This window comes from Pseudoneobacillus rhizosphaerae (assembly GCF_917563885.1).
GTDB classification, from domain to species: domain Bacteria; phylum Bacillota; class Bacilli; order Bacillales; family Cytobacillaceae; genus Pseudoneobacillus; species Pseudoneobacillus rhizosphaerae.
Map to the genome: position 1 here is coordinate 70605 of NZ_CAKJTG010000017.1, position 26856 is coordinate 97460.

The 26856-nt window shown below is 36.8% G+C and carries 27 protein-coding genes; 6 read left to right on the plus strand and 21 right to left on the minus strand.

The features are described 5' to 3' along the window. Positions 1 to 109: 109 nt before the first annotated feature. The 6 genes from LRP83_RS14950 to LRP83_RS14975 all read right to left on the minus strand — a co-directional run bounded on the left by LRP83_RS14950 (position 110) and on the right by LRP83_RS14975 (position 5567). Positions 110 to 1384: a M48 family metallopeptidase gene (locus LRP83_RS14950; RefSeq protein ID WP_230497484.1), complete on the minus strand. Its 1275-nt coding sequence runs from the start codon at positions 1382 to 1384 to the stop codon at positions 110 to 112. A 112-nt stretch (positions 1385 to 1496) separates the two neighbouring features. After that, positions 1497 to 1802: an AzlD domain-containing protein gene (locus LRP83_RS14955; RefSeq protein ID WP_230497485.1), complete on the minus strand. Its 306-nt coding sequence runs from the start codon at positions 1800 to 1802 to the stop codon at positions 1497 to 1499. After that, complete coding sequence (locus LRP83_RS14960; protein ID WP_230497486.1) at positions 1792 to 2529, minus strand: AzlC family ABC transporter permease; 738 nt, start codon at positions 2527 to 2529, stop codon at positions 1792 to 1794. Before LRP83_RS14960 ends, LRP83_RS14955 begins: the two co-directional genes overlap by 11 nt. 134 nt (positions 2530 to 2663) lie before the next feature. After that, on the minus strand, positions 2664 to 3455 hold the full coding sequence (locus LRP83_RS14965; protein ID WP_230497487.1) for an ABC transporter ATP-binding protein: 792 nt from the start codon (positions 3453 to 3455) through the stop codon (positions 2664 to 2666). After that, a complete protein-coding gene (locus LRP83_RS14970; RefSeq protein ID WP_230497515.1) occupies positions 3448 to 4458 on the minus strand; it encodes an ABC transporter permease in 1011 nt (336 codons plus the stop codon). The genes LRP83_RS14965 and LRP83_RS14970 overlap by 8 nt, the downstream gene beginning before the upstream one ends. 116 nt (positions 4459 to 4574) lie before the next feature. Beyond that, positions 4575 to 5567 (minus strand): ABC transporter substrate-binding protein, encoded by a 993-nt coding sequence (locus tag LRP83_RS14975; RefSeq protein WP_230497488.1) that lies wholly within the window; start codon positions 5565 to 5567, stop codon positions 4575 to 4577. Positions 5568 to 5801: 234 nt separating this feature from the next. Here LRP83_RS14975 and LRP83_RS14980 point away from each other — a divergent pair, with 234 nt between their 5' ends. Beyond that, positions 5802 to 6650, plus strand: coding sequence for a M55 family metallopeptidase (locus LRP83_RS14980; protein WP_230497489.1), 849 nt, complete (start codon positions 5802 to 5804; stop codon positions 6648 to 6650). A gap of 44 nt (positions 6651 to 6694) precedes the next feature. Here LRP83_RS14980 and LRP83_RS14985 read toward each other — a convergent pair whose 3' ends face one another. Beyond that, positions 6695 to 7684 carry a phosphotransferase enzyme family protein gene (locus LRP83_RS14985; protein WP_230497490.1) on the minus strand — a complete coding sequence of 330 codons (990 nt, stop codon included), beginning with the start codon at positions 7682 to 7684 and terminating at the stop codon, positions 6695 to 6697. Positions 7685 to 7884: 200 nt separating this feature from the next. Between LRP83_RS14985 and LRP83_RS14990 the strand changes: the two genes are divergently transcribed. Next, positions 7885 to 8079 (plus strand): alpha/beta-type small acid-soluble spore protein, encoded by a 195-nt coding sequence (locus LRP83_RS14990; RefSeq protein WP_230497491.1) that lies wholly within the window; start codon positions 7885 to 7887, stop codon positions 8077 to 8079. Between the two features lie 169 nt (positions 8080 to 8248). Here LRP83_RS14990 and LRP83_RS14995 read toward each other — a convergent pair whose 3' ends face one another. From LRP83_RS14995 to LRP83_RS15010, 4 genes are all read right to left on the minus strand, one after another. Further along, entirely contained in the window at positions 8249 to 8395 is a 147-nt protein-coding gene (locus tag LRP83_RS14995; protein WP_230497492.1) for a hypothetical protein, read from the minus strand. Between the two features lie 58 nt (positions 8396 to 8453). Continuing rightward, positions 8454 to 9230: an enoyl-CoA hydratase-related protein gene (locus LRP83_RS15000; protein WP_230497493.1), complete on the minus strand. Its 777-nt coding sequence runs from the start codon at positions 9228 to 9230 to the stop codon at positions 8454 to 8456. Positions 9231 to 9393: 163 nt separating this feature from the next. Then, positions 9394 to 10383 (minus strand): lipoate--protein ligase, encoded by a 990-nt coding sequence (lplA, locus tag LRP83_RS15005; RefSeq protein ID WP_230497494.1) that lies wholly within the window; start codon positions 10381 to 10383, stop codon positions 9394 to 9396. Positions 10384 to 10396: 13 nt separating this feature from the next. Further along, positions 10397 to 11131 carry an MBL fold metallo-hydrolase gene (locus LRP83_RS15010; RefSeq protein ID WP_230497495.1) on the minus strand — a complete coding sequence of 245 codons (735 nt, stop codon included), beginning with the start codon at positions 11129 to 11131 and terminating at the stop codon, positions 10397 to 10399. Between the two features lie 172 nt (positions 11132 to 11303). On the opposite strand from LRP83_RS15010, the gene yhfH reads away from it, so the two are divergent. Next, positions 11304 to 11444, plus strand: a complete 141-nt coding sequence (gene yhfH / locus LRP83_RS15015) for a protein YhfH (RefSeq protein ID WP_230497496.1) — start codon at positions 11304 to 11306, stop codon at positions 11442 to 11444. Positions 11445 to 11496: 52 nt separating this feature from the next. Here the strand turns inward: yhfH and LRP83_RS15020 are convergent, their stop codons facing one another. From LRP83_RS15020 to hemE, 5 genes are all read right to left on the minus strand, one after another. Beyond that, positions 11497 to 13704 (minus strand): YhgE/Pip domain-containing protein, encoded by a 2208-nt coding sequence (locus LRP83_RS15020; protein ID WP_230497497.1) that lies wholly within the window; start codon positions 13702 to 13704, stop codon positions 11497 to 11499. Positions 13705 to 13781: 77 nt separating this feature from the next. Then, positions 13782 to 14354, minus strand: coding sequence for a TetR/AcrR family transcriptional regulator (locus tag LRP83_RS15025; RefSeq protein WP_230497498.1), 573 nt, complete (start codon positions 14352 to 14354; stop codon positions 13782 to 13784). Between the two features lie 124 nt (positions 14355 to 14478). Further along, positions 14479 to 15909 carry a protoporphyrinogen oxidase gene (gene hemY, locus LRP83_RS15030; RefSeq protein ID WP_230497499.1) on the minus strand — a complete coding sequence of 477 codons (1431 nt, stop codon included), beginning with the start codon at positions 15907 to 15909 and terminating at the stop codon, positions 14479 to 14481. A gap of 71 nt (positions 15910 to 15980) precedes the next feature. After that, a complete protein-coding gene (hemH, locus tag LRP83_RS15035) occupies positions 15981 to 16910 on the minus strand; it encodes a ferrochelatase (protein WP_230497500.1) in 930 nt (309 codons plus the stop codon). A gap of 99 nt (positions 16911 to 17009) precedes the next feature. After that, positions 17010 to 18056 (minus strand): uroporphyrinogen decarboxylase, encoded by a 1047-nt coding sequence (hemE, locus tag LRP83_RS15040; protein ID WP_230497501.1) that lies wholly within the window; start codon positions 18054 to 18056, stop codon positions 17010 to 17012. A 217-nt stretch (positions 18057 to 18273) separates the two neighbouring features. On the opposite strand from hemE, the gene LRP83_RS15045 reads away from it, so the two are divergent. Next, positions 18274 to 18762: an antibiotic biosynthesis monooxygenase family protein gene (locus LRP83_RS15045; protein ID WP_230497502.1), complete on the plus strand. Its 489-nt coding sequence runs from the start codon at positions 18274 to 18276 to the stop codon at positions 18760 to 18762. Between the two features lie 597 nt (positions 18763 to 19359). Here the strand turns inward: LRP83_RS15045 and LRP83_RS15050 are convergent. The 4 genes from LRP83_RS15050 to liaF all read right to left on the minus strand — a co-directional run bounded on the left by LRP83_RS15050 (position 19360) and on the right by liaF (position 22846). Next, complete coding sequence (locus LRP83_RS15050; RefSeq protein WP_230497503.1) at positions 19360 to 20025, minus strand: transcriptional regulator; 666 nt, start codon at positions 20023 to 20025, stop codon at positions 19360 to 19362. 315 nt (positions 20026 to 20340) lie between these two features. Then, complete coding sequence (locus LRP83_RS15055) at positions 20341 to 20985, minus strand: response regulator (protein WP_230497504.1); 645 nt, start codon at positions 20983 to 20985, stop codon at positions 20341 to 20343. Then, positions 20985 to 22022: a sensor histidine kinase gene (locus tag LRP83_RS15060; RefSeq protein WP_230497505.1), complete on the minus strand. Its 1038-nt coding sequence runs from the start codon at positions 22020 to 22022 to the stop codon at positions 20985 to 20987. The genes LRP83_RS15055 and LRP83_RS15060 overlap by 1 nt, the downstream gene beginning before the upstream one ends. A gap of 11 nt (positions 22023 to 22033) precedes the next feature. After that, on the minus strand, positions 22034 to 22846 hold the full coding sequence (gene liaF, locus LRP83_RS15065) for a cell wall-active antibiotics response protein LiaF (protein ID WP_230497506.1): 813 nt from the start codon (positions 22844 to 22846) through the stop codon (positions 22034 to 22036). A 247-nt stretch (positions 22847 to 23093) separates the two neighbouring features. On the opposite strand from liaF, the gene LRP83_RS15070 reads away from it, so the two are divergent. Continuing rightward, positions 23094 to 24491, plus strand: a complete 1398-nt coding sequence (locus LRP83_RS15070) for a hypothetical protein (RefSeq protein WP_230497507.1) — start codon at positions 23094 to 23096, stop codon at positions 24489 to 24491. Between the two features lie 51 nt (positions 24492 to 24542). Here LRP83_RS15070 and LRP83_RS15075 read toward each other — a convergent pair whose 3' ends face one another. Beyond that, the gene (locus LRP83_RS15075) at positions 24543 to 25184 is read right to left on the minus strand and encodes a phosphatase PAP2 family protein (RefSeq protein WP_230497508.1); all 642 of its coding nucleotides are present in this window, start codon (positions 25182 to 25184) and stop codon (positions 24543 to 24545) included. 103 nt (positions 25185 to 25287) lie between these two features. Here LRP83_RS15075 and LRP83_RS15080 point away from each other — a divergent pair, with 103 nt between their 5' ends. Continuing rightward, positions 25288 to 26487: a M20 family metallopeptidase gene (locus LRP83_RS15080; protein ID WP_230497509.1), complete on the plus strand. Its 1200-nt coding sequence runs from the start codon at positions 25288 to 25290 to the stop codon at positions 26485 to 26487. Positions 26488 to 26856 lie beyond the last annotated feature (369 nt).

Below are 26856 nucleotides of genomic sequence, written 5' to 3' on the forward strand. Positions count from 1 at the left end.
GTAAAAGGAGGAATAATACGTATCATGAGTACCATTGATTTCATTAGCTTTTATAAAAAGAGGGCTTACTTTTTTCAGATAAACTGAAGAAGTAAGCCCTCTTTTTGTTTTATTCTTTCGGTCTATGCTCAAATTGATATTGTTCGATTCTTGCTATTCGTTCAAGCATGGTAGGATGACCATATCGGAATATTTTTACCAGCAGGGGCGGATTCACTTGGCTTAATCCAGAGCGAGTGAGCTCTTGAAATGCAGTAATCGCCGCTTCAGGGTTTTTCATCATTTCAATTGCATATTGATCCGCTCGATTTTCTTGATAGCGCGAAACCATATTTGAAAACGGACTTGCAGCGAACATAAACATCGAAAGAATCATTAAAAGTAATGGGAATGATCGTATGTCCGCAATTCCCTGAACCTTTAATTCTCTTCCCCACCTTGCCATCGCCCATTCCATTATACGGTGAGTTAAATAGAGACCTAATAGGGAAAGCAGAATGTATCCAGCAATACCGATGTATAAATGCTTTTCCACGTAATGGGCCATTTCATGTGCCATGATAAAAAGAATTTGATCATTATTTAAGCGATTTAAAGTGGTGTCCCACAGAACAATTCGCGAGTTTGACCCAATTCCTGTTACATAGGCGTTTAAGGCATTCGTTTTTTCGGCCATGTTTACTTCATAAACATGGTCAGCAGGAATATTTGCCTTTTTAGCTAAAGAAAGGATTTCGGTTTCAAGCTCTTTATTTTTTAATGGATAAAAATCATTATACAATGGGTCGATAATGACTGGTTGTAGAAACATTAGAAATAAAGTGAAAGGTATTGTTAGTAACCATGCATAGAACCACCATCGCTTTTGACTTTTCTTAATTAACCAATATAGCACGCTAACAATAACCAGCATCATTCCATAGTTAATCCAGAAATCAATCAACTCATCCTTCATCCAAGATGCAAAGGTCTGCGTTGAAATATTATAGGTTTTTGATAAAGAAAAACTAATATAACTTAAAGGAAAGGTTGCTGCAAAAGCAAACAGGGATAACCAAATTAAATAGATAGCCCGTTGTAAAAATTGATTTTTCGAGGCCTCGTCCGCCCATTTTTTAAAAGCTTTAGATAGGCCAAATATTAAGATTAAAAAATAAAAAAGCCATTCGAGTGGAGTGGATAGAAAAAACAATAAATTTCTAGTTTTGGAATATTCTTCACTTAACATGAGCTCTCGACCATTTAAAAATGTTGTTGGATCCGCTTGCGACCCTTGAAATTCAAATGGCAAACTCGTATTTGCAAAATAAAAAAGATACCAGTAATAAAATAAGCCGTATAAGGTGTAGGCAATAACGGCGTATACACCCATTTTCCTTACCATCTTTTATCCCCCTCTTTGTCCAACTTCTACTTTAAGTTTAGTTAAGAGTATTTGTTTTTAGAACAAGCCCTAATAAAAAAGTCGGTCTAGTTTAGACCGACAGACAGTTCTATTATACAAAATATGAATATAAAGTTAAAACAGCTATCGAGCTTAACACTACCACAATTACATTAGCCCCTAAATAAGCAGTCAAAAAAGCTGCTCCCGCCCCTAATATTCCATACCAGATATCCTCTTGAATAAGCAGAATTCCTGGGAAAATGAGCGCACCTAATGTCGCAAATGGAACATTTTTCAAAACCCCTTGCAGAAAGATTGGAAGTTCCTTCCCTCTAAATAGTACAAACGGTAGCATTCGTGGAATATAGGTTACAGCCCCCATACCGATAATCATCCAAATAATCTCAGTCTTCAAGAGGCTTTCCCCCCTTCGCTTTTCTAGTTTTAAACGACTCGACAGCTTCGATGATCAGAGCAGATAAAATCGTAGCCAAAACAATTGCCCAACCGGTAGATAATAGCTCTGCAAACGTAAATATCGTATTAAAAACAGCCGCTACCCCTGCAAGATAAATAGCTTTTGTACTTTTTTTCATAGAAGGAACGAGAAGCCCAACGAACATAGCATAAAGCGCAACTGTCATGCTTTCTTGAAGTGTTTCAGGTAAGCTTGCCCCCACTAGATGACCGATACCAGAATTCACTACCCAGCTTGCGTAGGAAACGGAACAAACACCAAATATGTATCCTGTTGAAACAGTCCCTTCCTTCGTCGCAGCGACTGAGAATGTCTCGTCTGTAATTCCAAATGCGTATAGGGCTTTAAAAAGTGGACGATCCTCCTCTACTTTTTCATTTAAGGATGCTGACATTAAGAAATGACGAATATTTACGATAAATGTAGTAAGAATAATTTCAAATGTTCCGGTACCTAATGTTAATAAAGTTAACGAGATGTACTGTGAAGCCCCTGCAAACACGATCATACTCATCATAACTGTTTCGATTATTGAAAGACCTGTTGTTTTGGCAAGCAAACCAAAGGTCAGTGCAATAGGAAAATAACCGATTGCGATACTTATCCCTGCTTGAACGCCTCTTTTAAAATCAGAAGATTGCCTCTCCATTATCATCTCTGTCATTCTTTCACCCCATAATCAAGCTTAGTAGATTAATAATTTATTATACAAACCATTTTCTGTATTCACAACCAAATTGAATGGAAATTCCATACAAAAAGGAGTTAATCATTTAAATGACCACTCCCTTTGCATTATTATGCCAATACCGCTCGATCAGTCATCGTGCCACCACGAATTTGTTGGAACTCTTTTAGTAATTCTTCAACTGTAAGCCCTTTTTTCCGGTCCTGGTCCGCTTCAAAAATAATTTCACCGCGGTCCATCATGATTAAACGATTTCCTAAATCAATCGCTTGCTGCATATTGTGGGTAACCATAAGCGCCGTTAGGTTATTTTCTTCAACTATTTTCTTTGTTAAAGCTGTAATAAGCTCCGCTCTTGATGGATCAAGTGCGGCTGTATGTTCATCTAATAAAAGAATGCTTGGCTCTGTAAATGTGGCCATTAAAAGCGATAAAGCCTGCCTTTCACCACCAGATAATAGCCCAACCTTTGCTGATAAGCGATTTTCTAAATTAAGCTGTAGTGATTCAAGCTTCTCTTTAAAAAAGGATTTTCTTTTTTTCGTAACACCTAGAGAGAAACCTCTGCGATGCGTCCTTCCGTATGCAATGGCTAAGTTTTCTTCAATCGTTAAAGTTGGCGCTGTTCCAGCCATTGGGTCTTGAAAAACTCTACCAATTAATCGTGAGCGTTTATGTTCACTAGCTTGAGTTAAATTTTTATCGGCAACAATTACTTCACCTAAATCCGGGATAAGCTTACCCGCAATTAAATTTAATAATGTTGACTTACCCGCACCGTTACTACCAATGATGGTTACAAAATCACCTTGATTCATCGATAAGTTCAGATGATTTAAGGCAATTTTTTCATCCATTGTTCCTTCATTAAAAACCTTATAAATTTGATTTAACTTAAGCAAGCGTCTCACCTCGATCCTTTATAGAAGTTTTTTTTTGTTGAGATGCTAGTAATCGCTTTTTCTTACTACGTTTTTCTTTAAACTGTCCCCACATTTTTGGGATAACAAGGGCACAAATGACGATAAAAGCGGTAATCATTTTCATATCGCCTGTTTCTAAAAAGTCGACTCTTAAGGCAAGAGTAACAATAATACGGTAGAGAATGGCCCCTCCGATCACTGCTAATGTTGCTCTTACAATCGTCTTTGCACCAAATACCGCTTCCCCGATAATAACCGACGCAAGACCAATGACAATCATTCCGATTCCCATTCCAACATCACTAAATCCGTTATACTGGGCAATTAGAGCACCTGAACATGCCACAAGCGCGTTTGACATTCCTAGCCCTATAATTTTCAAGGAGTCCGTATTAGCGGCAAAGCTTCTAATCATTGTTTCATTATCACCTGTTGCTCTTATGCTAAGACCAATTTCAGTCTTTAAAAACCAATCTAAGGCTAACTTTAATAATAGTACCAAGACACTCATAATGATGGCGATTGCCCAGGTTTTCGGAATGAAGCTTGATAGTCCAATAGTAGCAAGAATAGCTTGAATAGATTCATCTAGACCAAGACTTTTCCATCCGTTTGAAATGGATGTCATTAACGTTTCCTCTTGTAGGAGAGGCACATTGGATTTACCCATAATTCTCAGATTAATGGAATATAGTGCAATCATCATGAGGATACCCGATAATAATGGATTGATTTTTCCTTTCGTGTGAAGCAATCCTGTCAAACACCCTGCGATAAAACCGGCTAGAAGGGCGGCCAAAGTCGCCAAGATTGGATTAACCCCTTCAACAATCAAAATCGCAGCTACCGCTGCACCCGTAACAAAACTACCATCCACCGTTAAATCAGGAAAATCTAATATTCTAAAAGACAAATAAACTCCCAAAGCCATAATCGCATAAATAACCCCAGCCTCAAAAGCCCCAAAAATCGCAATCTGCATGATGTCAACAACCCTTCCTTTACCACTGCAAAGCACTGGGGGACAGTCCCCCAGTGAAGCAACGCGGTGAAGCGTGTGGGGACTGTCCCCCAGTCCTTCACTGCGTTAATGTGGGTTTATTCTATGATTTCTGCTATGTTATTCCATTCTTCTTTCCATTTGATGTTCATTTCTTGCGCTGCTGTTTTGTTCAGTTGGAGTTTTAGTTTTTTTGGATATTGGACAGGTAGCTCGGATGGTTGTTTACCATCTTTCAAAATTTTAGCTGCCATTTCGCCTGCTTCATATCCGATATCAAAGTAATCAAATCCATATGCGGCAAAGCCACCACGTTTAACTGAATCCAGTTCCCCTACGAACAATGGAATATCGTTATCATTACTTACTTGAACAACCGACTCTAAAGCAGAAACTACAGTATTATCCGTAATGATATACAAGACATCGGCTTTGCCAATGAGCGATTCAGCTGCTTGCTTTACTTCAGATGATGTTGAAACCGTTGCTTCCTTTAACTTTAATCCAGTATTGTTCAAGGCATTTTTAACTAAGTCTATTTGAGCAATTGAGTTTTGTTCTCCCGAATTATAAATCATTCCAACTGTACTATTTGGATAGTAATCTTTCAGAAATTGAACAACATTTGGAATCGCATCAGGATGTGTATCCGTTGTACCAGTAACGTTTCCAGTTGGATTATCCATTGATTCTACTAATCCAGTCCCAACAGCATCCGTAACGGAAGTGAAAACAATAGGTATATCCTTCGTAGCGTTTAAAGCACTTAAGGCACTCGGTGTCGAATTCGCAAATATTAGATCCACTGCATCTCCAACAAAATTATTTGCGATGGTTTGATTATTATTTTGATCGCCTTGAGCGATTTGAATATCATATTCTGCTGCTACCCCTTGATCCTCTAACGCCTTTTTAAAACCGTCAAAGGCAGCATCTAAGGAAGGGTGCTCAACAATTTGAGTTACGCCGATTGTAAAATCTTTGGCTTCTTTCGAATCACCTGTTGCTCCACTTTTTTCTGTTCCACAGCCACTCAAAAGAACGGTACCAACTAAACCTAATACAGCTAAACTCTTAAGACTCTTTTTCACTATAATATCCCCCTAGTAATTCTCTTTTGCGCTTAAACGCTTTTAAGCTTTTATGCACTAAAGTATATCAACAAAACATTATTTTAGGCAATATATTTTTAGAAAATTTTCAATAATTATTTTTATAAAACTACAATCACCCAAAAGATTAACTCTATTACTTGAAACTTTTGAATAATCAACCTATTATTTAATTAATATATTTAAATTACTATTTTGAAAGAGGTATACAGGATGAAAATTTTTATTTCCGCAGATATAGAAGGTATTTCAGGAGTAGCCACCAACCAACAATTAAAAACGCCAAGTGAGTATCAACGCTTTCGTAAATTAATGACACAGGACGTAAACGCGGCAATCGTAGGTGCATTTAATGGGGGTGCTACAGAGGTAGTTGTGGCTGATGGTCATGGAAATATGTCTAATATATTGATAGAAGACTTAGATCCACGGGCACTTCTAATTCAAGGAAGCAATCGAGTAATGTGCCAACTTGAAGGTTTAGATGATAGTTTTGATGCTATCATGTTTGTCGGTCATCATGGACGAGAGAATGGATCTGAAAGAACAGTCATTAGTCATACACTCGCTGGAATTTGTGTCAATGAAATGAAAATTAATGGAAAAGTCGTTGGAGAAACAGAAATGAATGCGATGGTTGCTGGTGATTTCGACGTTCCAGCCATCTTTATATCTGGGGATGATGCTTATGTAGCAGAAGTCCGTGAAACTTTACCAGAGGTAGAAGCTGCTATCGTAAAAAGAGGAATTGATCGATTTGCTGCCGAATTAATCCATCCTGAAAAGGCGCGTGGGTTGATTCAAGAAAAAGCTGAACTAGCTGTTAAAAGAATTCCACAATTTTCACCTTTAAAAGTTGATGGTCCCGTTACCTTTGAATTAGAATTTAAAGCTACAAATCAAGCATTAATGACGACGACTATTCCTTCGGTAACATTAATAGCTCCACGGAAAATTAGCTTTACGTGTGATGATATGATAACTGCTTACAAGCATATGTGGGGCTGTGTCATTATAGCCATGACCGCAACAAATGGTGTGCTTGGGAATGTGAATGCGTAAATTTCGAAGTGGTCCTTGCCAGCATAAGTGGCAAGGACTATTTTTTATAAGGAATTGAAAGGTACATCTGTGTATGGTATTTCATTTTCAATACGAAATTGGAGGTCCTTCAAGGTATAGGATTGCCATTCTAGAAGATTTTGAGTGTCCCATTTTTTATAAAAGAGGTTTAGTAAAAAAAACTCACGCAACTTTAAAAACAAAGGGACTTGTTCTAGTATTTCCTTTTTTAACTCATTTTCTTGACAATAGCCTTCCAAAAAGCTTTGAATGAATTCCATTGGAAAGTTTTTAAAGTTAGGATTAAATGAACTATTTTGCCAAACAGCATGGTAATATGATGCGGCGATATCCTGCGCAAACCAACTAAACGAGCAATCATCAAAATCAAAAATCGTCATATCACCTTCATGGACAAAGAAATTTCCTTGGTGAAAATCATTATGAATCAAACCGTAGGAGTGCTGACTACGTGGTAGTGCGTCGATACTTTTTATTATCTTTTCAAACGCTCCACTTGCTTGCTCACTAATCGTAGATAAGAACAGCGATGTTTCAGCGTCCTGACCGCTCCAACTAGGTCTATTATAGGCTTTAAACCTTTCATTCCCCAATTTGGTTAAGAAATGCATTTTCCCCATTGTCCTTCCCCAATACTGGAAAAACCCTTGATTCCAATCCTTTGGATCACTAACATCGACTAACTGACCCACTGCTTTTGAAAAAGAAGTTAAGTAAAAAGTACCTCCTTGAATGTAGATTTCCTCAATAAAGTTACCTTGACTGGATTGGATTGGAATCAAAACTCCTATCCCATTTGAGGATAGGTTTTCAATAAAATCTAGTTCACTTTGAATCGCTTCCTTACTTCGACTTGTACTTGATGTAACTCTAAGGATTCGTGTGTCCTGACCGTCATGAAATTCAAATACGTCATTTTGAAACCCACCTGATAGTTTTAGTAACGTTTCGGTTTTACCGTTATAATGTGATACTATTGCATTCTTTAGTTGACCATATGTGTTTTTGTCCATATATTCTTACCTCGTAGACTATTATATAGATAAAATGTTTGATTAATAAATTCTGCATTACCTATTAAATACCTTTTATTGAACCCAGCTTTTCTTAAAAACTTGTTTCAGGTATAAAAGTGAATTCTAATTGATTAAACTGGATACCTTAAAAAGGAGCAATTTTATTGCTCAAAAACGATCGTCGGGAGTGATGTATCATGGCCAGAAACAAACTTTTGGTACCTGGAGCTGAAAATGTTTTAAATCAGATGAAGGAAGAAATCGCCAATGAGTTTGGAGTTCAACTAGGTGCAGATACGACCGCACGAGCAAACGGTTCTGTCGGAGGCGAAATGACAAAGCGTCTAGTTGCATTGGCGGAACAGCACCTTAGAAACCAGCAAAATCTTTAATCGTTGGTTTTTGAGGTAAGAGACCCTTTATTTGGGTCTCTTGTTTGTTTTTTTTTACCTTAGATGAATTGAAGGACATTTTGACTACTACTTGAATACGTTTTGTCCTTCATCAACCTATGAAGGACATTTTGACTGCTGTTTGAACACATTTTGTCCTTCATCGACCTTATGAAGGACATTTTGCCTGCTGTTTGCAACCGTTTTGTCCTTCATCGACCTCATGAAGGACATTTTGACTGCTACTTGAATACGTTTTGTCCTTCATCGACCATTGAATGGCATATTCCCATAAAAAAACAACTAAAAAGCACACGTGACTCCACCATCGGAATTTTCGTGTGCTCCCGCTTTGTTTTCACTTCAAATTAACTCTATTTTCCTCTAAACACAGGCTTCCGCTTCTCACTGAAAGCTTGCAACGCTTCAATGCGATCCTCAGTTGGAATCGTCACTTCGTAAGCTTTCCGCTCAATTTGCAGCCCCGTAGCTAAATCTGCATTCATTCCTTGCTTAATTGCAAATTTAGCTTGTTGAACGCCAATTGGACCATTTTGAAGGATCATATTCGCCCATTCTACAGCTGTATCGATTAATTTTTCGCGTGGCACTACTTGAGTAACTAATCCGAATTGGTATGCATCTTCAGAAGGAATTCGTCTTGCCGTTAAAATTAACTCCAACGCTTTAGCTTGTCCGATTAACCGTGGAAGTCTTTGTGTTCCACCTGCACCAGGTATGATCGCTAAACTTGTTTCGGTAAGCCCTAAAACAGTCTTTTCAGCTACAATTCTGAAATCACATGCTAATGCAAGCTCCATTCCTCCACCGAATGCGTATCCGTTCATCAGGGCAATGGTTGGTTGCGGCAATTGGTCAATTGTATTAAAAACCTCATTAATTTTATAAATATTACGTTTTACTTCCTCATTGCTTAATGACTTTCTTTCCTTTAAATCAGCCCCAACACTAAATGCTTTATCTCCGGCACCTGTAAAAATTACGATTCGAACTGCTGGGTTAACTCGTATTTTTTCAACGGTATCTTGTAATTCCTTTAAGGTATCATAATTAAAGGCATTAAGTGCATCCTCCCGATTAATCGTGACAAAAGCTATATGGTCTCTGTACTCAAATAATATATTATCCAACTAACTCTTCCCCTTTTCATAAAGCTATAGTATGTAATTCTCTACTTTTTCAAATTTTCCTTTAAGTGAAATTCTCAATTTTAACGCAGAAAAGCACTGCGGGACAGTCAGTCACCCCAGTGCTTTTACGCGTTAAACCAGTTGGGGACTGTCCCCCACTGCGTTAATAGATTAAATTGATGAAGTCTTCTTTTGTTATGTTGCCGAAGTAGTGTGGGATGTTTGCTTCTTGTAATGCTTGTTCTATGGTGGCTTTTTCGTATTTTTGTCCTGTTAATAGTGTTTCGATTTCGCTAACATCACCCACGCCAAAGAAGTCACCGTAGATTTTGCAGCTTTCAATAATACCCTTATTAACTTCAAGACGGACGTCTATTGATCCTACAGGAAAACGGTGTGAATGCTGGGAATTGAATTTTGGTGATTTTCCATAGTTCCAGTCCCAATTTTGATAGCGTTCCTTTGAAAGCTCGTGAATCTTACTCCAGTCTTCCTCTGTTAACACATACTCTGGAATGTCATTGGACTCGGAGAAGATATTTTTCAGCAAATGACTACGGAACTGTTGTATATCCATTGAATCAGAAAGGAATTCAGAAATGTTCGCCACACGGCTTCGAATGGATTTAATTCCCTTCGATTCGATTTTATCTTGTTTAACCCTTAATGCAGACACAACATGCTCTATTTCTGAATCAAATAATAAAGTGCCATGACTAAACATTCTACCTTTTGTTGAAAATTGTGCATTTCCTGAAATTTTTCTTCCTTCTGCTAAAATATCGTTTCTTCCACTTAACTCAGCATTAACACCGAGCTTTTGCAGGGCTGCAATCACAGGTTCTGTAAACTTCCTAAAATTATGAAAGCTCTCTCCATCATCCTTCGTAATGAAACTAAAATTCAAGTTCCCCAAGTCGTGATAAACCGCTCCACCACCAGAAAGCCTTCGAACAACTTTGATTCCATTGCTTTCTACATAATCAGTATTAATCTCTTCCACAGTATTTTGATTTTTCCCGATAATGATAGAAGGTTCATTTATGTAAAAAAGAAGATACGTTTCATTTATATCTAAGTTTTTTAAGGCGTACTCTTCAATCGCTAAATTAATTCGTGGATCTGTAATTCCTTTGTTGTCGATAAATAACATCTTTACCTCTCCCTTATAATTCGATAGTTAACCCTTCACTTGCAAGTGAAATGGGACCTTCATACTTTGTACGAGCTTCTTCTTCTAACTTGGTCAATTCACCATAGTGAGGCAGATGAGTGAGAATAAGCTGTTTTACATTGGCTTGATGTGCTAACCTACCTGCATCAATACTTGTCATATGTCCAGCCCCCTCCCCATTTTGCCCTTCATAAAAATTACATTCACAAAGCAATGCATTGGCTCCGCGACTAAAATCTATCAACTCTTGTTTAAAAGATGTATCGGCAGTATACACAACTACCTTCCCATCCACTTCAAACCGCATCGCATAACATTCTACTGGATGATTCGTTCGTAAGAAACTGACCTCAAACGGACCAATCGATTGTGATTGAGCTGTATTGAAAGCAACACCAGTTGTAATATTTTTATAGGTTAGCTTGTCAAACTCAGGTTGATTAAAATGGTGTCCAAAAATGGGGAGTGTTCCAAAACTCTTTCCTAAAAAACCTTGAATAAGTCTCGCATGCTGAAGCACACCAATATCTGCAATATGGTCAGGGTGATAATGTGATAAAATCACCGCATCCAGCTCCTCTGGTTCCACAAAATTAGACATCTTAGATAGAACTCCACTTCCACAATCAACTAATAAGCGATAGCCATTATGCTCAAGGAGATATCCTGAACTTGCTTCATTCTTCTTCGGATAGCCACCCCAAAAACCAATAATTGTTAGCTTCATTAGACGCCTCCAAATAACCGAATTATGTACTATTTTACTATATCCGATTTATCGACATTTTTCACGCTCCATCGTTCACAAAATGTTCCTATCACTAGTGTCTAAACAGATTCATTCTGTAATAAAATATAAGTGTAGAGATTCTACATCCCAAATAACGGAGGTCATCCAAATGCTAGAGAACGTAACAGAATTCTTTAAAAATCTTCCGCCAAAATTATGTAGTAAATGTGGAGAAATTGTTGAAGAACAACATGAATGCTATGGTGACAAATGCGACAAATGCCTTGGGGTTACAGAAATCAAAAATTAATATGCTGATAAATGGATAACCAGCCGCCCAAGGACGACTGGTTTTTTTGTGGTTAACTTTCACTAACTAAAATTTCAAATTGACGCTTATGTTTAAAGTGGAAATAGCCAAATGTTAAAAGCATAAAGGTACTTAAATAGCCTGCTAAAATCGCCATATTATGCCACATAAAGCTAAAATCACCACTTGATATAACTGCTTTTAGGCCGCTAACAGAATAAGTCATTGGAAGAATTGCACTTATTGGTTGTAAGGCATTTGGAATTAACTCAAGTGGGAAGGTACCAGCACTTGTCGTTAATTGTAAAATTAGAATGATAATAGCGATAAAACGACCTGGATCACCTAAAGTTGTAACAAGTAATTGAATGAGCGCAATAAACGTCAAGCTTGTAATAGTTGAAAAAAGTAGAAATAACGGTACACTTTCCACCTGTAAATCTAGTCCAAAAAGAAGTAAACTTGTAGCCACTAGAGCTTGAATGATACCAACAATTGCAAGGATACCAAATTTGCTCATAAACCAACTCCAGCTATTTTTTGGAACATCAACTGGTTCTTTTAACGGGAAGACGATAGACAATAATAACGCTCCTACAAATAAACCTAAAGATAAGAAATAGGGAGCAAACCCAGTACCATAGTTAGGTACTTCATTGATTTTTTTATTATTAATCACTACAGGATTGCCTATCATTTCACTTGTTTTTTCTGTCGGTTTAAATTTTGAAATTTTTTCAGAACCATCGGAAAGACCGTTAGCTAATGTTTTAGCACCAGATGATAGATCCGCATTACCCTCATTTAGTTGATCTGACCCATCCTTAATTTTTGCTACCCCAGCAGTTAATGCCTCTGAACCATCCGTTAGCTTGTCTAACCCATTTGAAAGATCCTTTGAACCTGAGGCTAGTTCATTTGAACCATTTTTTGCTTCTGTTAATTTTGTTCCAAAAAAGGTTACTCCATCATGGAATTGATGTTGACCGGTTACAAACTCGCTTAAACCCTCGTTTAACTGGGTAGAACCATTTGCTAGTTTATTTACTCCTTGTACTAACTGTAATTCACCTTGCTTTAGTTTAGTTAAATTGCTTGCCAGTACCTCAGCACCTTGATCAAGCTTCATTGCACCTACAGATAATTCAGTAGTACCACCAGCCACTTGCTCACTACCTGCCAAGATTTGTTTAATCGTCATTTGTAAAGCTGCTTTTTGTTCTACTGGGATTGCTGGATTGTTCGCTACTATACTCTCAATTTGCTCATTCAAAGTGTTTAATCCAACGTTTACCTTCTTAGCACCTGATGCAGTTGCTTCCACACCAGTTTGCCATTGATTCATAGCTGCGCTTAATTGGTTTGCACCTGCTTCTAATTGTTCTGTTCCTGCAACTAAATCAGGGGTTTTACTTTTTAATTGATTGATGCCTAAAACGGCACTATTAAGACCGTCTTCCAATCTACTACTCCCTTGAACAAGCTTGGAAGAAGCAGCTTCAAGCTTCTGATAATTAGCATCCAACAGACTCATTCCTTCTGTTAATTTACTAATACCAGAGTTCAATTCTTTTGACCCAGAATCAATTTTTGATACTCCCTCATTAAACTCAATCGATTTTCCCGCTAACAAAGCAAGACCTTTTTGTAAATCAGCTGAACCTGATTGAAGACGTTGAGAGCCTTCGTATAGTTTAGTTGCTCCTTCACTTGCATCTGTTAAACCAGAAGAAAGATCTGTTAGTTTTTCAAAAATGGTCTCTGAATACGTTGTCGTAATTTTTTCTGATAACGAAGCTTTGATTTTTTCAATAGCCGTTGAACCTATTTGGGCTGACAAAAAGTTATAGCTTTCATTAGGTTTGTAAATGAGTTCTAATTTCTGCGGATTTTCATCCATTAATGTTGTCGCATTTTCTGAAAAATTATCAGGTATTTCAACTAGCATATAATATTTCTGATTCTTTAACCCTTGCATTCCTTTGTCATTATCTACAAAAATATACTGAAAGTCATTGCTTTCTCTTAATTTATCGACAAGTTCATTTCCGAGTAACAGTTTTTCATTCTCAAAATCAGCGCCATTGTCATTATTAACGATTGCAACAGGTAAATCACTTAAATGTTCATAAGGGTCCCAAAATGCCCATAAAAACATTCCACTATATAATACTGGAATAAATAGAACAGCTACAATTGAAATTAAAAGCTTTTTGCTTTTAATAATTGCCATTAATTCTTTTTTGAATAAATTTTTCATAACATATTTCCTCCATTATGTTCTGAATGACTAATTTGTCCATTTGGTCACTTTTGAGTAAAAAAGAATGGATTTTCCTACCTGGATAATCCATCAAATATATATTTCTGAAATAAGCTTAATATTTGTTCTTTCTCCAATGGTTTATGATTCTTTTCCCAATCAAAAATAAGTGCGATATACAGCTTCAGCATCACAAATGCTGTTAATTCTGGGTCACAGTCCGTTATATCCCCACGCTCAATAGCTTGAACAACCCTATCCTTAATAAAGGTTATGACTACCTTTTCAAGTGTCCCGATTACTTCTGTTACAGCTGGTGTTCCCATTTCTTTTTCTTCTTGAAAAAGCTTGATTGTTAATTGATGTTCTTTGCGAAATTCTAATACACGCATTAACGAACGATGGACATTCTCGTAGAAGGATTTTGATTCATCATAGGACTCCTCCGCTGCAACTTTCATCTCTCGCACTAAACCTTTAATAATTTCATCAAACAGTTCTTCTTTATTTTTAAAGAAAGTGTAAATGGTTCCCTTCCCTACATTCGCTAGCTTTGCCACTTGATCCATCGTTGTTGCTTTGTATCCAAACATCGTAAAGGATTTAGAGGCTGCTTCTAGTATCAATTGTTTTCGGTCGATTGACATGTTTCACCTCATTTATTGACCATATGAACATTTCAGTCATTTAGTTTACGTTTTAAAATATATCATTTCTACTTAATAAAATCAAGTCAAAAAAGGGCAACAATTTAGTTACCCCCACTACCGATTATCGATTTAGAACTGACTCTTTAATATTTAAATAATCTAATACACTCTTCACCGCTGCTTCACCTTGGTCTACACAGTCTGGAAGCCCTATTCCTTCAAAAGAAGATCCGGCTAAGAAGACACCTGGTAATTCCTTTTGAACAGATTGTTTAACCGTTTCAATCCGTTTTTTATGACCAACCGTATATTGTGGCATGGAGTTCTTCCAACGAGAGACGATGGTGAAGTCAGGTTCCATTGTAATATTCATTGTTTTATTTAAATCATCTAAAACAATCTTCGTAATTTGATCATCAGATAGATCAACGATTGCCTCATCACCTGAACGGCCAACATAACATCTTAACAATACTTTATCCTGCGGAGTGGAATGTGGCCATTTTTTATGTGTCCAAGTACAAGCAGTAATCGTATAATCACTATTTCTAGAAACAACAAAGCCTGTTCCCTCAATATCTTTTTCAATCGCTTCTTTCGGAAATGCCATTGCGACATTCGCAACCGATGTTGAAGGCATTTCTTTAAAAACGTTAAAAAATTCAAAATTCGAAAACATAGATTGAGTTATTTGATGTCCCACGCACACGACAATACTATCCGCATGAATAATATGTCCACTATTTAATTCAACCACATACTTATCTTTACCATTCTGGTGTACTTGCTCAACTTTAGACCCTTTATAGACAGATTGAGGCTCGAGCAATTCCTCAATTCGATCAGCTAATGACTGAAGTCCTGTTGATAAGGTAAGGAAAATACCGCTTTCTTTCTTCTCAGAAGACTTAGGCGGAGCAGGAGTTGATTTACGCATTCCTAAAATTAAACTACGATATTTTTGTTCCACTTGATAAAATTGTGGGAAGGTAGACATGAGACTTAATTGATCGATATCACCTGCATAAATTCCAGAAAGAAGTGGCTCAATCAGATTTTCTACAACCTCATCCCCAAACCTTCTCCGAAAAAATTCACCTAGAGCTTGGTCTTCTTTTTTACTTGATCGAGGCAACACAAAATCAGCGGCAGCACGAAGCTTTCCTGGCACTGAAAACAACCCTGTCGCCACAAAAGGAGCAATTTGAGTCGGTATTCCCATGATTGAACCACCAGGCATTGGAAAAAGTCGTTGATTCACTAAAACAAAAGATTTCCCTGCTGTATTTCTAACAAGCTTATCCTCCATGCCAACTGCTTTTACAAGTCTGGACATGCTTTGTTTTCTCGCTAAAAAAGAATCGGGACCTCTTTCAATCGTAAAACCATCCTGGACGACCGTTTGCATCTTCCCACCAAGACGATGGGAGGCTTCAATTAGATTAACTTCTATGGGCAAATTGTTTTCACGCGCTTCCTGTTGCAAGTAAAATGCAGTGGTAAGCCCTGTAATACCTCCACCTATCACCACTACTTTTTTTATATCCTCCATTGTCATCGCCTTCTTTATAATTTCTCATTTTAAAACAATCAGTGGGCGATAGCTCCCACTGATTGAAGGTTTTATTTAAGTAATTTATTTATTGCAGAAGCCATTGCTTCGATAAATTTAGGATGTGAATTTGGCATTTCTGGGCGATAATAACTTGCACCTACCTCATCTGTCACAACCTTACACTCTGTATCATTGTCATATAAAACTTCAAGATGGTCAGAAACAAACCCAACTGGAGTATAAACAAATGCTTTATATCCATATTGATTGTACAGGTCTCTTGTTAAATCTTGAACATCAGGTCCAAGCCAAGGCTCTGGAGTATTCCCAGCACTTTGCCAGCCAACATAATAATTTTGAACCCCAGCACCTTTAGCAACTAAATCTGCTGTTTCCTGAAGCTGATCTGGATAAGGGTCACCTGATAAAAGGATTTTTTCAGGCAAACTATGGGCAGACACAATTAACGCGGCGTCTACTTTCTCCTCAGCAGTCATTTCCTCAAAGGCTTCCTTTACCTTTTCAACCCAATACTCAATAAATTTAGGTTCAAGGTACCAAGTCTCTACTGAATGAATAGTCGGTCCACCTAATTTTTCAGCCTCTTCTTTTGCTCTTCCGTTATAAGCTTTGACACTAAAGGTAGAGAAATGTGGAGCTAAAACTATACTTACTGCCTCATTTATTCCATCCTGATGCATTTCCTTAACAGCATCTTCAATAAATGGTTCAATATGCTTTAAGCCAAGATACATTTTAAATTCGATTTCATCTTGGTTTCTGTTTAAAAACTCTTCTAAACTCTTAGCCTGATCTAATGTAATTGTAGCTAACGGAGAAATTCCACCAATTGCTTCATAACGTCCTCTTAGATCTTCTACCATTTCTTCAGAAGGCTTACGACCATGACGAATATGTGTATAATATCTTTCTATATCTTCCTCTTTATATGGTGTTCCGTACGCCATAACGAGCAAGCCCATTTTCTTTTTTGCCATTGTTACACCTCATTTTTCTTGTCTACAAACATTAATTTTGCCAAAAAAACTTCAAAATTACCAATGTAAATACTATTTCAACTAGAAAAAGTGGTGTATTTATTTATTAAGCTTAGAAGCAGAATACTCATGAACAAAAGTGGTAAGCCTTTTTAACACGGCTGGATCCACTGATGGGAATACACCATGACCTAGGTTAAAGATATATCCTGGTGTAGCCATACCTTGATCTAAAATGGCTTTAGCTCTTTCTTCAATTACTTCCCACGGAGCAAGTAAAATAGCAGGGTCTAAGTTACCTTGAACCGTTTTCGTAATTCCCATTTCCCTAGCTTGGCTAATTGGTAAACGCCAATCTAACCCCACTACATCTATCGGAAGATCATTCCACTCTAAAGCTAAATGACTCGCACCTACACCAAACATAATTAAAGGAACATTTTCTTCTCTTAAGCCCGTGAAAATACGTTCCATCGTCGGCTTAATAAAATAACGATAATCTTCCACATTCAATGCACCAACCCAAGAGTCAAAAATTTGTACAGCTCTTGCGCCTGCCTTTACCTGTGACTTTACATATGTAATCGTCATTTCAGCTAATTTATCCATAAGAGCAAACCATGCTTTTGGTTCTGCATACATGAATGCTTTTGTTTTATTATAATTTTTAGACGGTCCGCCTTCGATCATATAACTCGCAAGCGTGAACGGTGCTCCTGCAAAACCGATTAATGGTACTGATAATTGCTCCTGTGTTAAAATCTTAATGGTATCAAGTACGTAAGCAACATCCTGTTCGGGATTGATTTCCCCTAATTTTTCCACATCGGCTAATGAGCGAATAGGGTTATCAATAACAGGTCCAATACCTGATTTAATTTCCACATCTACACCTAGAGCTGGAAGTGGTGTCATAATATCTTTGTAAAGAATGGCAGCATCCACGTTATATTGATCAACAGGTAGCTTTGTTACATAAGCACATAGCTCAGGCTGATGAGTAATTTCAAATAAAGAATACTTTTCTTTAATGGCACGATATTCTGGTTGTGACCGTCCCGCTTGACGCATATACCATACAGGTACATAGTCTGTTGCTTCTCCTCTAGCTGCTTTCAAAAATGTTTCATTTATTTGTCTACTCATTAAAAATAATCCCCTTTCAAAACATGTCTGTTTTTCATTGTAATATATATCTGAATAAAATAGAAACTAAACACATGGTTTGTATCAAATATAGCTGTTTTTCACTACATATGTATAGATTACACTATCAATTGTCACTAAATAGTCGTAATTAAGTTCTTAAATCCGCAAAATTTGGATATTCGTCAATAGAGACACTTTTTAGGAGGATGATAAAATGTATATTTATATCACTACAGGGACGTATGAATTTCTAAGAATAATCAAAGAAAAACACCCAAATGACTCCTTTTTACTTATGGAAAACATGGAGCATGCACTTCTACTCCATGAAACAAATGGAGTAACTGTTTTTAAAACCTCGAGAAATTATGAAGTCTTTGAATCGAATGGGCCTATTCCGGAAAAAGGATTTGTAGCCTTAAACCATGTACCTATTACGGAGGAAGGAAAACCACTATTTGAACATCATATTAAGAAACTGCTTGGATTAGGTATGAACAGCATTCGTATGTTGAGACCACTAAAATCTAATGTCTATATCATCTTAACGATATGGGAGAATGAGCTTGCATTCAAGACTTGGCAAATGACAAAAACATATAACGAAGCTTTTTCAATGGATAAGAGTAACCTCGGTGTCACTACAACTGCTAATTTATTTTCTTCAAACCCGTATATTTCTACTTACTTTATTAAGGAATAAAATCAACACTTCTATGGGATCGAGATACAGTTGACTTTGCCGAAGAAGTAATAAATGCTATGGATTTAGGATATAAATAAAATTCAAGCACCCTATACTCCAAACTTTATAAAAAACGGCATTAGCATCGCTAATGTCGTTTTATTAGTGGCAATAGGTAAAACAACTATTCGTTTAGGACAATGGTTCGGTTATGTTAGTATATAAGTCTTGATTTAGACATGTACGGAATATGGTTCCGTTAATGTGTTAAAATGTGTGTTAGTTTTATATATTTGGGCAAATAACGGATTCTGGACCTTAAACCACCAGTAATTGAAGTGTGTTTTGGGGACATAACGGATTCTCTGTTCGTTCAAATCGAAAATTTGATATTTTCAATTATAGAATTATCCGAATCGTAGAAAAAATTCAGTTTGCGGACTATAGTTCCGTTATCTAAGTAATTAGGCATTGTTTTTAGAGTTTACGGACTAAGGTTCCGTTATTGTGGTAAATAGGAATTGTTTTACATGATTTTGGAGAAATAACGGATTCTGGGTCCTAATACAACATTATTTGAAGTTCTTTTACGGAAATAACGGATTCTGGGTCCGTTCATAGTCGAGGATTGAGTTCTTTTTGGAGTTTAAATGTCCGTGCTCGCTCTGTTCCGCTAGCAATGGATAGAACGTTTAAACTAACAAGTTTATGTAATATCCGTCTAGCATGACGATCACATATCCTAAGATGACTAGCCAGCTCAAGAGGAGTAATTGGACGAAGTGTCCGACTCGCAAATCGTACAACTTCAGCTTCAAGCCAAGTCAATTGCGAAGGTACATCAGTGGAAAGGAATTTACCAATAAAAGCTAACACTAGCTGTTGGCATTGTTTAGGTTCATCCTTAATAGACAAATAGGCTATCGTGAGGAACGTCCAGTCATCGAGTGCCAACAAAGATTGTCTCCAACATAAATCCTTGAATCGCCGGACATCAAGATCTCTAGCATGGGGTCCATATCCTTGAATTTCGATTCCACCTTTTGCAGCCCCTGGCATGTATGCAAGATCGAGGTAACGATAGCCATTATTGAAGTCTCTTACCTCCCATTCTGGATACAAATGTTCAAAATTCCCTACAATTGGAAACCAGATCACTCGAAGGAATTCCACCGTCCCATACCCCAAGCCTTTTTCGAGGATTTCACGCCTCCTGTGATTTTTCTCTTCAGAAATGTTTTTCTGGAGCCATTCATCAAATTTTTGTTTAAATTGCGACATAGCATATCTTTCCTTTCCTTCTAAAATTCATAGAATATTTTTTAGACAGAGAAATAATAAGATAATAATTATCAAGATGACCTACTACTATTTCACTAAGATAAGTATAGCAACGAATAGGTTCAACTTACAATTTTCTATCAAGAGTAGGATAATAGTTTGAATGTAAACATGCTTAATAAAAAATTGCCTTTAACTGTTATTAAACACAAAATAAGAAAGCGCAAGCACCCCTATAGCACTGTAAAGCTTTTGCGCTTTCCTAGCCGAGTAAAGGAAACACAAATCGAGTTTTATCGATTCAATGTTGACTAATTAACCTTTGCCTTTAAGAATCCCGTTGCGATTAGCATAAACTGCTGCTTGGGTTCGATCTGACACACTTAATTTACTTAGGATATTACTAACATGTGTTTTGACTGTTTTAACCCCAATAAATAATTCCTCACTGATTTCTTGATTCGTCATCCCTTCGCCTAAGCACTTTAAAACATCTAATTCTCTTTCCGTAAGATCATCATGTGGCTTCCGCTCACTAGTTCGAAAACGATTTAACATTTTATTGGCCACTTTCGGTTCAATAATTGTTTCTCCTTGTATAGCTTTATAAATAGCTTGAACAATTTCGTTGGCAGAGGCTGTTTTTAACAAGTAACTGAAGGCACCGGCTTCTAATGCAGGAAAAACTTGTTGATCATCATAATAGCTTGTTATGATGATCACTTTACAATTGGGCTGAAAACTTAATATTTCTTTTGTAGCCATGATGCCATTTCCATTTTCCATGAGTAAATCCATCAGTACGATATCAGGCTTCACCTTTTTGACAAGTTGAACACCCTCATTGCCACTTCTTGCTTCACCGATTACTTCTATATTAGACTCTGTTAATAGGTACGAGATGATTCCCTTTCGTACCATGTCATGGTCGTCAACGACCACTACTTTAATTTTCCCCATTATTTTCTCCCCTTTTTAAAGATCCTTATATCTATATATGTACCTTCCTTTTCTTTTGAACGAATATTAAAGCTACCACCAATTTCTTCACACCGCTCACGCATTGTTTTCAGTCCATATGATGTAATTTTTTCTTTTGAAGGGTCGAATCCTTTACCATTATCACTAATATACAAATAGATATCATTTTCTCGTTCCGTCAAGGTTATTTTTACTCGACTTGCTTCAGCGTGGCGTAAAATATTCGAGAGCGCCTCTTGGACGATTCTGAATAGATGTTCTTCTGCTGCCTTTGAAATATGTTCAATTTCATCAATACTTGCCTGAAATTCAAGATTCGTTTTATCTTTTAATTCAACAATTAATTTAATGATACCTTCACATAAAGAGTCCTCTGAAAGTTCAATTGGCCTTAAATGAAGTAATAAGGATCTCATTTCCCCCTGGGCTTTAATAGCAATCTCAGCAATTTGTTCAATTTGTTCCTTTACCTTTTCTGGCTGCTTATCTACTAATCTCAAAGTTGCAGATGACAACATACTCAGAGCAAACAATTGTTGGCTGACGACATCATGTAAATCACGAGCAAGTCTTTGCCTCTCTTCCATGACGGCAGCAGTATGAGCGGTTTGAGCTAAAGTAACCTTCTCATCTGCCATTCGTTGCAAATTAAAAGCTTGTTCTTCTAAAAATAAAGCAAGTTGATTTAATTCATCAACAATTGGCCCAATCTCTTGCTGATTAGATTTATTCATCCTCTCGGAAAGCTTTCCACTTTTTAACCCTGAAATAAATAAATGAATATCTCCAAAAAGCCCCTTTAAATAGGTGCTATTCTTTACTCCAAAATAGCCACCTACTATTAACTGTATAATTAAAATATAGAAAAACAACCAAAAGGTTATTTCAATTGAAATAACCGGTTTTCTAGATACTAATAAATAAACTTGTAAGCCAACAAAGAAAATTAATGCACTTAAGAATCCAGACATAATGAAACTGTGAAAAAACCAAAAACGTTTATATAATTCTTTCATATTCTTGTCTCCTATGCTTGGTCAATTCGAACTGAACCAATCTTTAGCTCAATCGTAATGTTTAATTTTTTTATTGCCTCATTATATCCAGGTGTCTCAAAAATCAACTGTCGATTTAACTCACTCGACCTAAGGTCAAAAATACGAATATCACCTATTTTCACCTTTGCTTCAACCTTCACCGGAACATCGTCTGGAACAATCATTTTCACATCACCAATCCACCCTTGAACAACAATGGGCGTTTCTTTTTCGGGAATGTAAGCTTTACTAAAATCAATAAAATAATCACCAATTGAATTGCGTAAATTCATTGGCTCTAGCGACCAATTTGATTTTTTAAATTCGACATCACCTATCGAAAAGCTTTTCATTTTTTTCCCCGAAATAGTTGAAGTGACATTCGACTCATGCTCTTCATCTTCGTCGTCATTTATTATCAAAACATCAGGCGGAACATCCGATTTAAAATATATTTTTACTTTATCCTTTTTTATTAAAAGGATTAATCCGAAATAAATGAATACTACCGGCCAAAGTCTCCAAAAATCACCAGCATGAAACGTGATTAATTTTAATCGATCTAAACAAAGCATTATTGAAAAAGAAAAGTAGAAGAACCACCAAAACAAGCTTCCCTTTTTATGTCCTTTAAAAGCTTTTATCATTAGCAGAAAGCTTACCAAAAGGAAGAAAAAAGGATAAAATTCGACAATTACTTCTTTTATTTCCAAGGAAATGACTCCAATATTCATCAATAATAGAAAAATACCGAGAAACAGTAGTATCGCAGCAAAAATGAATTGATTAACAGATTGACGCAAAGCTTAATCCCCTCTTTCCTATCCTTACAATTCTCTATCAAAATAAAAATCCCTTTGTTAAATAATCCTTGCCTTAATTTTATCTTATTTTCATCCAAAAGGGACATTCCAGAGCATGCTTTTATATCCGTCTTAAGGAGGATTTTTGAACAAAATTCCTCTCACCAAACTCTTTGAATTTCATATTCTGTAATACATCCGAAAGGGCGAATGCCCAAATCGAACTCGGAAAAGAGGAGGGCTTTAAATGGGGGTTGAATTAATTGCTCTACATTGGATATACGTAGTCTTTATCTTTTTAATCATTGGTTTCATGGTGATGAGGAGAGATACTTCCCTTATTTGTATTATTGGTATCTTTTTACTAGCTATAACTGCCACTGGATCGCTTAGCCAATCGGTCAGCAGCATTTTTAATAGTTTTATATTTGCCATTACAGAGCTGTTATCTACCATATTGGTTATATCAATCATTGTTGCAATGAGTAGAATCTTAACTTCAACAGGTATCAACGATGTTATGATTTCTCCTTTCTCCAAGCTAATCCGGAATGCTTCAATGGCTTATTGGGTAATCGGCATTTTAATGATGGTTATTTCTTGGTTTTTCTGGCCTTCTCCGGCAGTTGCTCTATTAGGTGCCGTATTATTACCGGTCGCAATACGAGTAGGCTTACCAGCTTTAGGCGTTGCCGTTGCTATGAACTTGTTCGGACACGGGATTGCTTTATCAGGAGATTTTATTATTCAAGCAGCTCCTAAACTCACAGCTGATGCTGCTGGTTTACCAGTAAGCGAGGTAATTCAAGCTAGTATTCCACTTGTATTTACAATGGGTATTGTTACAACAATCGTTGCATTTTACTTTTTGAAACGGGATATGAAAAGAGGTATTTTAAAAGTAGAGAGCTTAGAAGGTAACGCTATGTTAGGCGTAACAGGGGAAGATTCTTCTCTTTTAACATTAAATCAAAAACGGTTCTTTGCTTTATTAATTCCAGTTTTATTCGGACTGGATGTAGCAGCTATGTCCATCTTAAAGCTCCAAGGCGGAGATGCCACTGCACTTATCGGAGGTACGTCCATATTTATACTAATCTTAATTACTCTTATAACTCATAAAAATAAAGGTCTTGAAAAAACGACAACCTATTTAATTGACGGATTTCAGTTTGGATTTAAAGTGTTTGGACCAGTTATTCCAATCGCGGCCTTCTTCTATTTAGGTGATTCAGGTTTTGCAAAAATTATTGGAGAATATTTACCTCAAGCTTCACAAGGAATTGTTAATGACTTAGGTGTTGCGTTAGCACATGTTGTACCATTAAGTGAACAAGTAGCTGCTATCACTTTAACTTCAGTAGGAGCTATTACGGGACTAGATGGATCAGGCTTTTCAGGAATTTCACTTGCAGGTTCGGTAGCAACTCTATTCGCAACTGCACTTGGATCTGGTGCAGCAACATTAACCGCTTTAGGTCAAATATCTGCGATTTGGGTCGGTGGAGGCACATTAGTACCATGGGCAATCATCCCAGTTGCCGCCATTTGTAACGTAGATGTATTTGAATTAGCAAGAAGAAATCTATTGCCAGTAACGATTGGACTAATCGTCACTACCATTGTAGCCATGTTTTTAATGTGATAAGAAAACTGGATGGAGTTTTTAGCTCCATCTAGTTTTTTGGTGATTTAATTATGCCTTCTTTTTCAACCATTCTTTTACCATTTCATAAATCAAAATCCATAAAAAGCCCCAGATAAATCCAAAGGCATATCCACCAATGACATCAGTTGGGTAGTGCACATGTAAGATGATTCTACTCAAACCAAGTAATAAAATAATAAGCGTACAAGCAATTGCCGCAATCCACTTCCCTTTTTTTGAGGAAATGTATTTAACTAAAAAATAGGCAATAAGCATATAAAGGATTATTCCAACCATGGCATGTCCACTCGGAAAACTTAATGATGCAACTTCATCTAAATGCTCTAAATCGGGCCTTTCCCTACCAATCCAATTTTTTAAAAGCTTATTTACTTCATTTCCTAACGCTACAGCAAGGGCAATTGTTGCCATTGCTATATAGTCCTTTTTTGTTAACCAAAGAACTAATAGCGATAATAGCGCCACCGCACCGATGCCAATTTTAGACCCTAACTCTGTAAAATAACCGAAAAGTGTAAGGATGCTATCATTGGAAGTGACAAACACAGAGGCAATTGCTTTATCAATCCATAAAGCCTCCGATGATGTTACTAAATATAGTAGATATACTCCTATGACCCCTGCCAATAAGCTAAAAATAAATAATTGCTTTTCTACACGTTTGTTCATTTTCCCCTCCAAAAGTACGATATTTATTTTTAATAACACTAGTATATACAATAAATGATATAATTTTAAGTATATTCAATTTTTAAAAGGGAGAGTGTATAAGATGTATAATAGAATATTGGAAAGCTTAGAAAACCATTATGAAGAAATGGTTGAGATTCGTCGATACCTACACCAGCATCCTGAACTTTCATTTAAAGAGGTACAAACGGCTAATTACATAAAATCATTTTACGAAAAACTAGGTGTAGAAGTAAGAGGAAATGTTGGCGGTAATGGTGTTGTAGCTAAAATTTATGGTGGAAAGCCTGGTAAGACAGTTGCCCTACGTGCAGACTTTGATGCTCTGCCTATTCATGACCAAAAAGATGTTCCTTATAAATCATTAGTACCAGGTGTGATGCATGCTTGTGGTCATGATGGTCATACAGCAACTCTTCTCGTTTTAGCGAAGGTGCTTCACGAAAATCGTGAGGAATTAGAAGGAAATTATGTTATGATCCACCAGCATGCCGAGGAATATGCGCCAGGTGGTGCAGTATCCATGATTCAAGATGGGTGTTTAAATGGCGTAGATGTGATTTTCGGTACGCATTTATGGGCAACTGAACCGACTGGGAAAATTCAATACCGTGTTGGACCAATTATGGCTGCTTCAGATAGATTTGTAATTAAAATCCAAGGTAGAGGTGGTCATGGAGCTGCCCCTCACACAACAAAGGATTCTATCGTCATCGCTTCTCAGCTTGTTATGAACCTACAACAAATCGTCAGTCGAAGAGTAAATCCGATTGACTCTGCCGTTGTAACGGTTGGTTCTTTTGTAGCTGATAATGCTTTTAACGTAATCGCCGACAGTGCTAAATTGATTGGTACGGTTCGTACTTTCAATGAAAAAGTTCGTTCCGATATTGAAGCTGAAATAGAAAAAGTCACTAAAGGAACCTGCTATAGTTCTGACAGTTCCTATGAATATACTTTTGAACGTGGCTATCCTGCTGTGGTAAACCATAAAGAGGAAACTGATTTTCTCGCTCAAATTGCTGAAAGTGTACCTGAAGTCACTACAGTTGAAGAAACAGAACCACATATGGGGGGAGAAGATTTTGCTTATTACCTCCAAAAGGTTCCAGGTACCTTCTTCTTTACAGGAGCAAAACCTCAAGGTGTAGAAACGGCATATCCGCATCACCATCCGAAATTTGATATTAATGAAAAAGCGATGCTCATTGCTGCGAAAACTCTTGGGTTAGCTGCACTTAATTATCAAAAAGTAAATACGAATTCTAATGTATTAGTATAAGTACAAAAGAAACCCAGTCCAGAGAAATCTAAACCATCCGTTTTGAGGTGCATAATGGTAAATTGACATCAGAAATGGCGTACGAATTGACGAATGCCATTTCCCTTTCACATAAGGATTGTTTATACCTTTTACAGAGATGTAAGACCAGAAATGACAAGATATTTAAAGGACAAATTATATTGTAAACACAAAATTAAGTGTCAATAGGGATGTAAATTCTTATGACGCTTCTTATCCTTAATTTAGTAACCAGTGATTAAAAACATACTAACATTAGTAGTACAGACCAAGGCCATGGTTTGTGCTACTATTTTTTTTATAGTAGAAGTGAAGGAAGGTCAATCCGCTTATTGGACCATGTTAGAG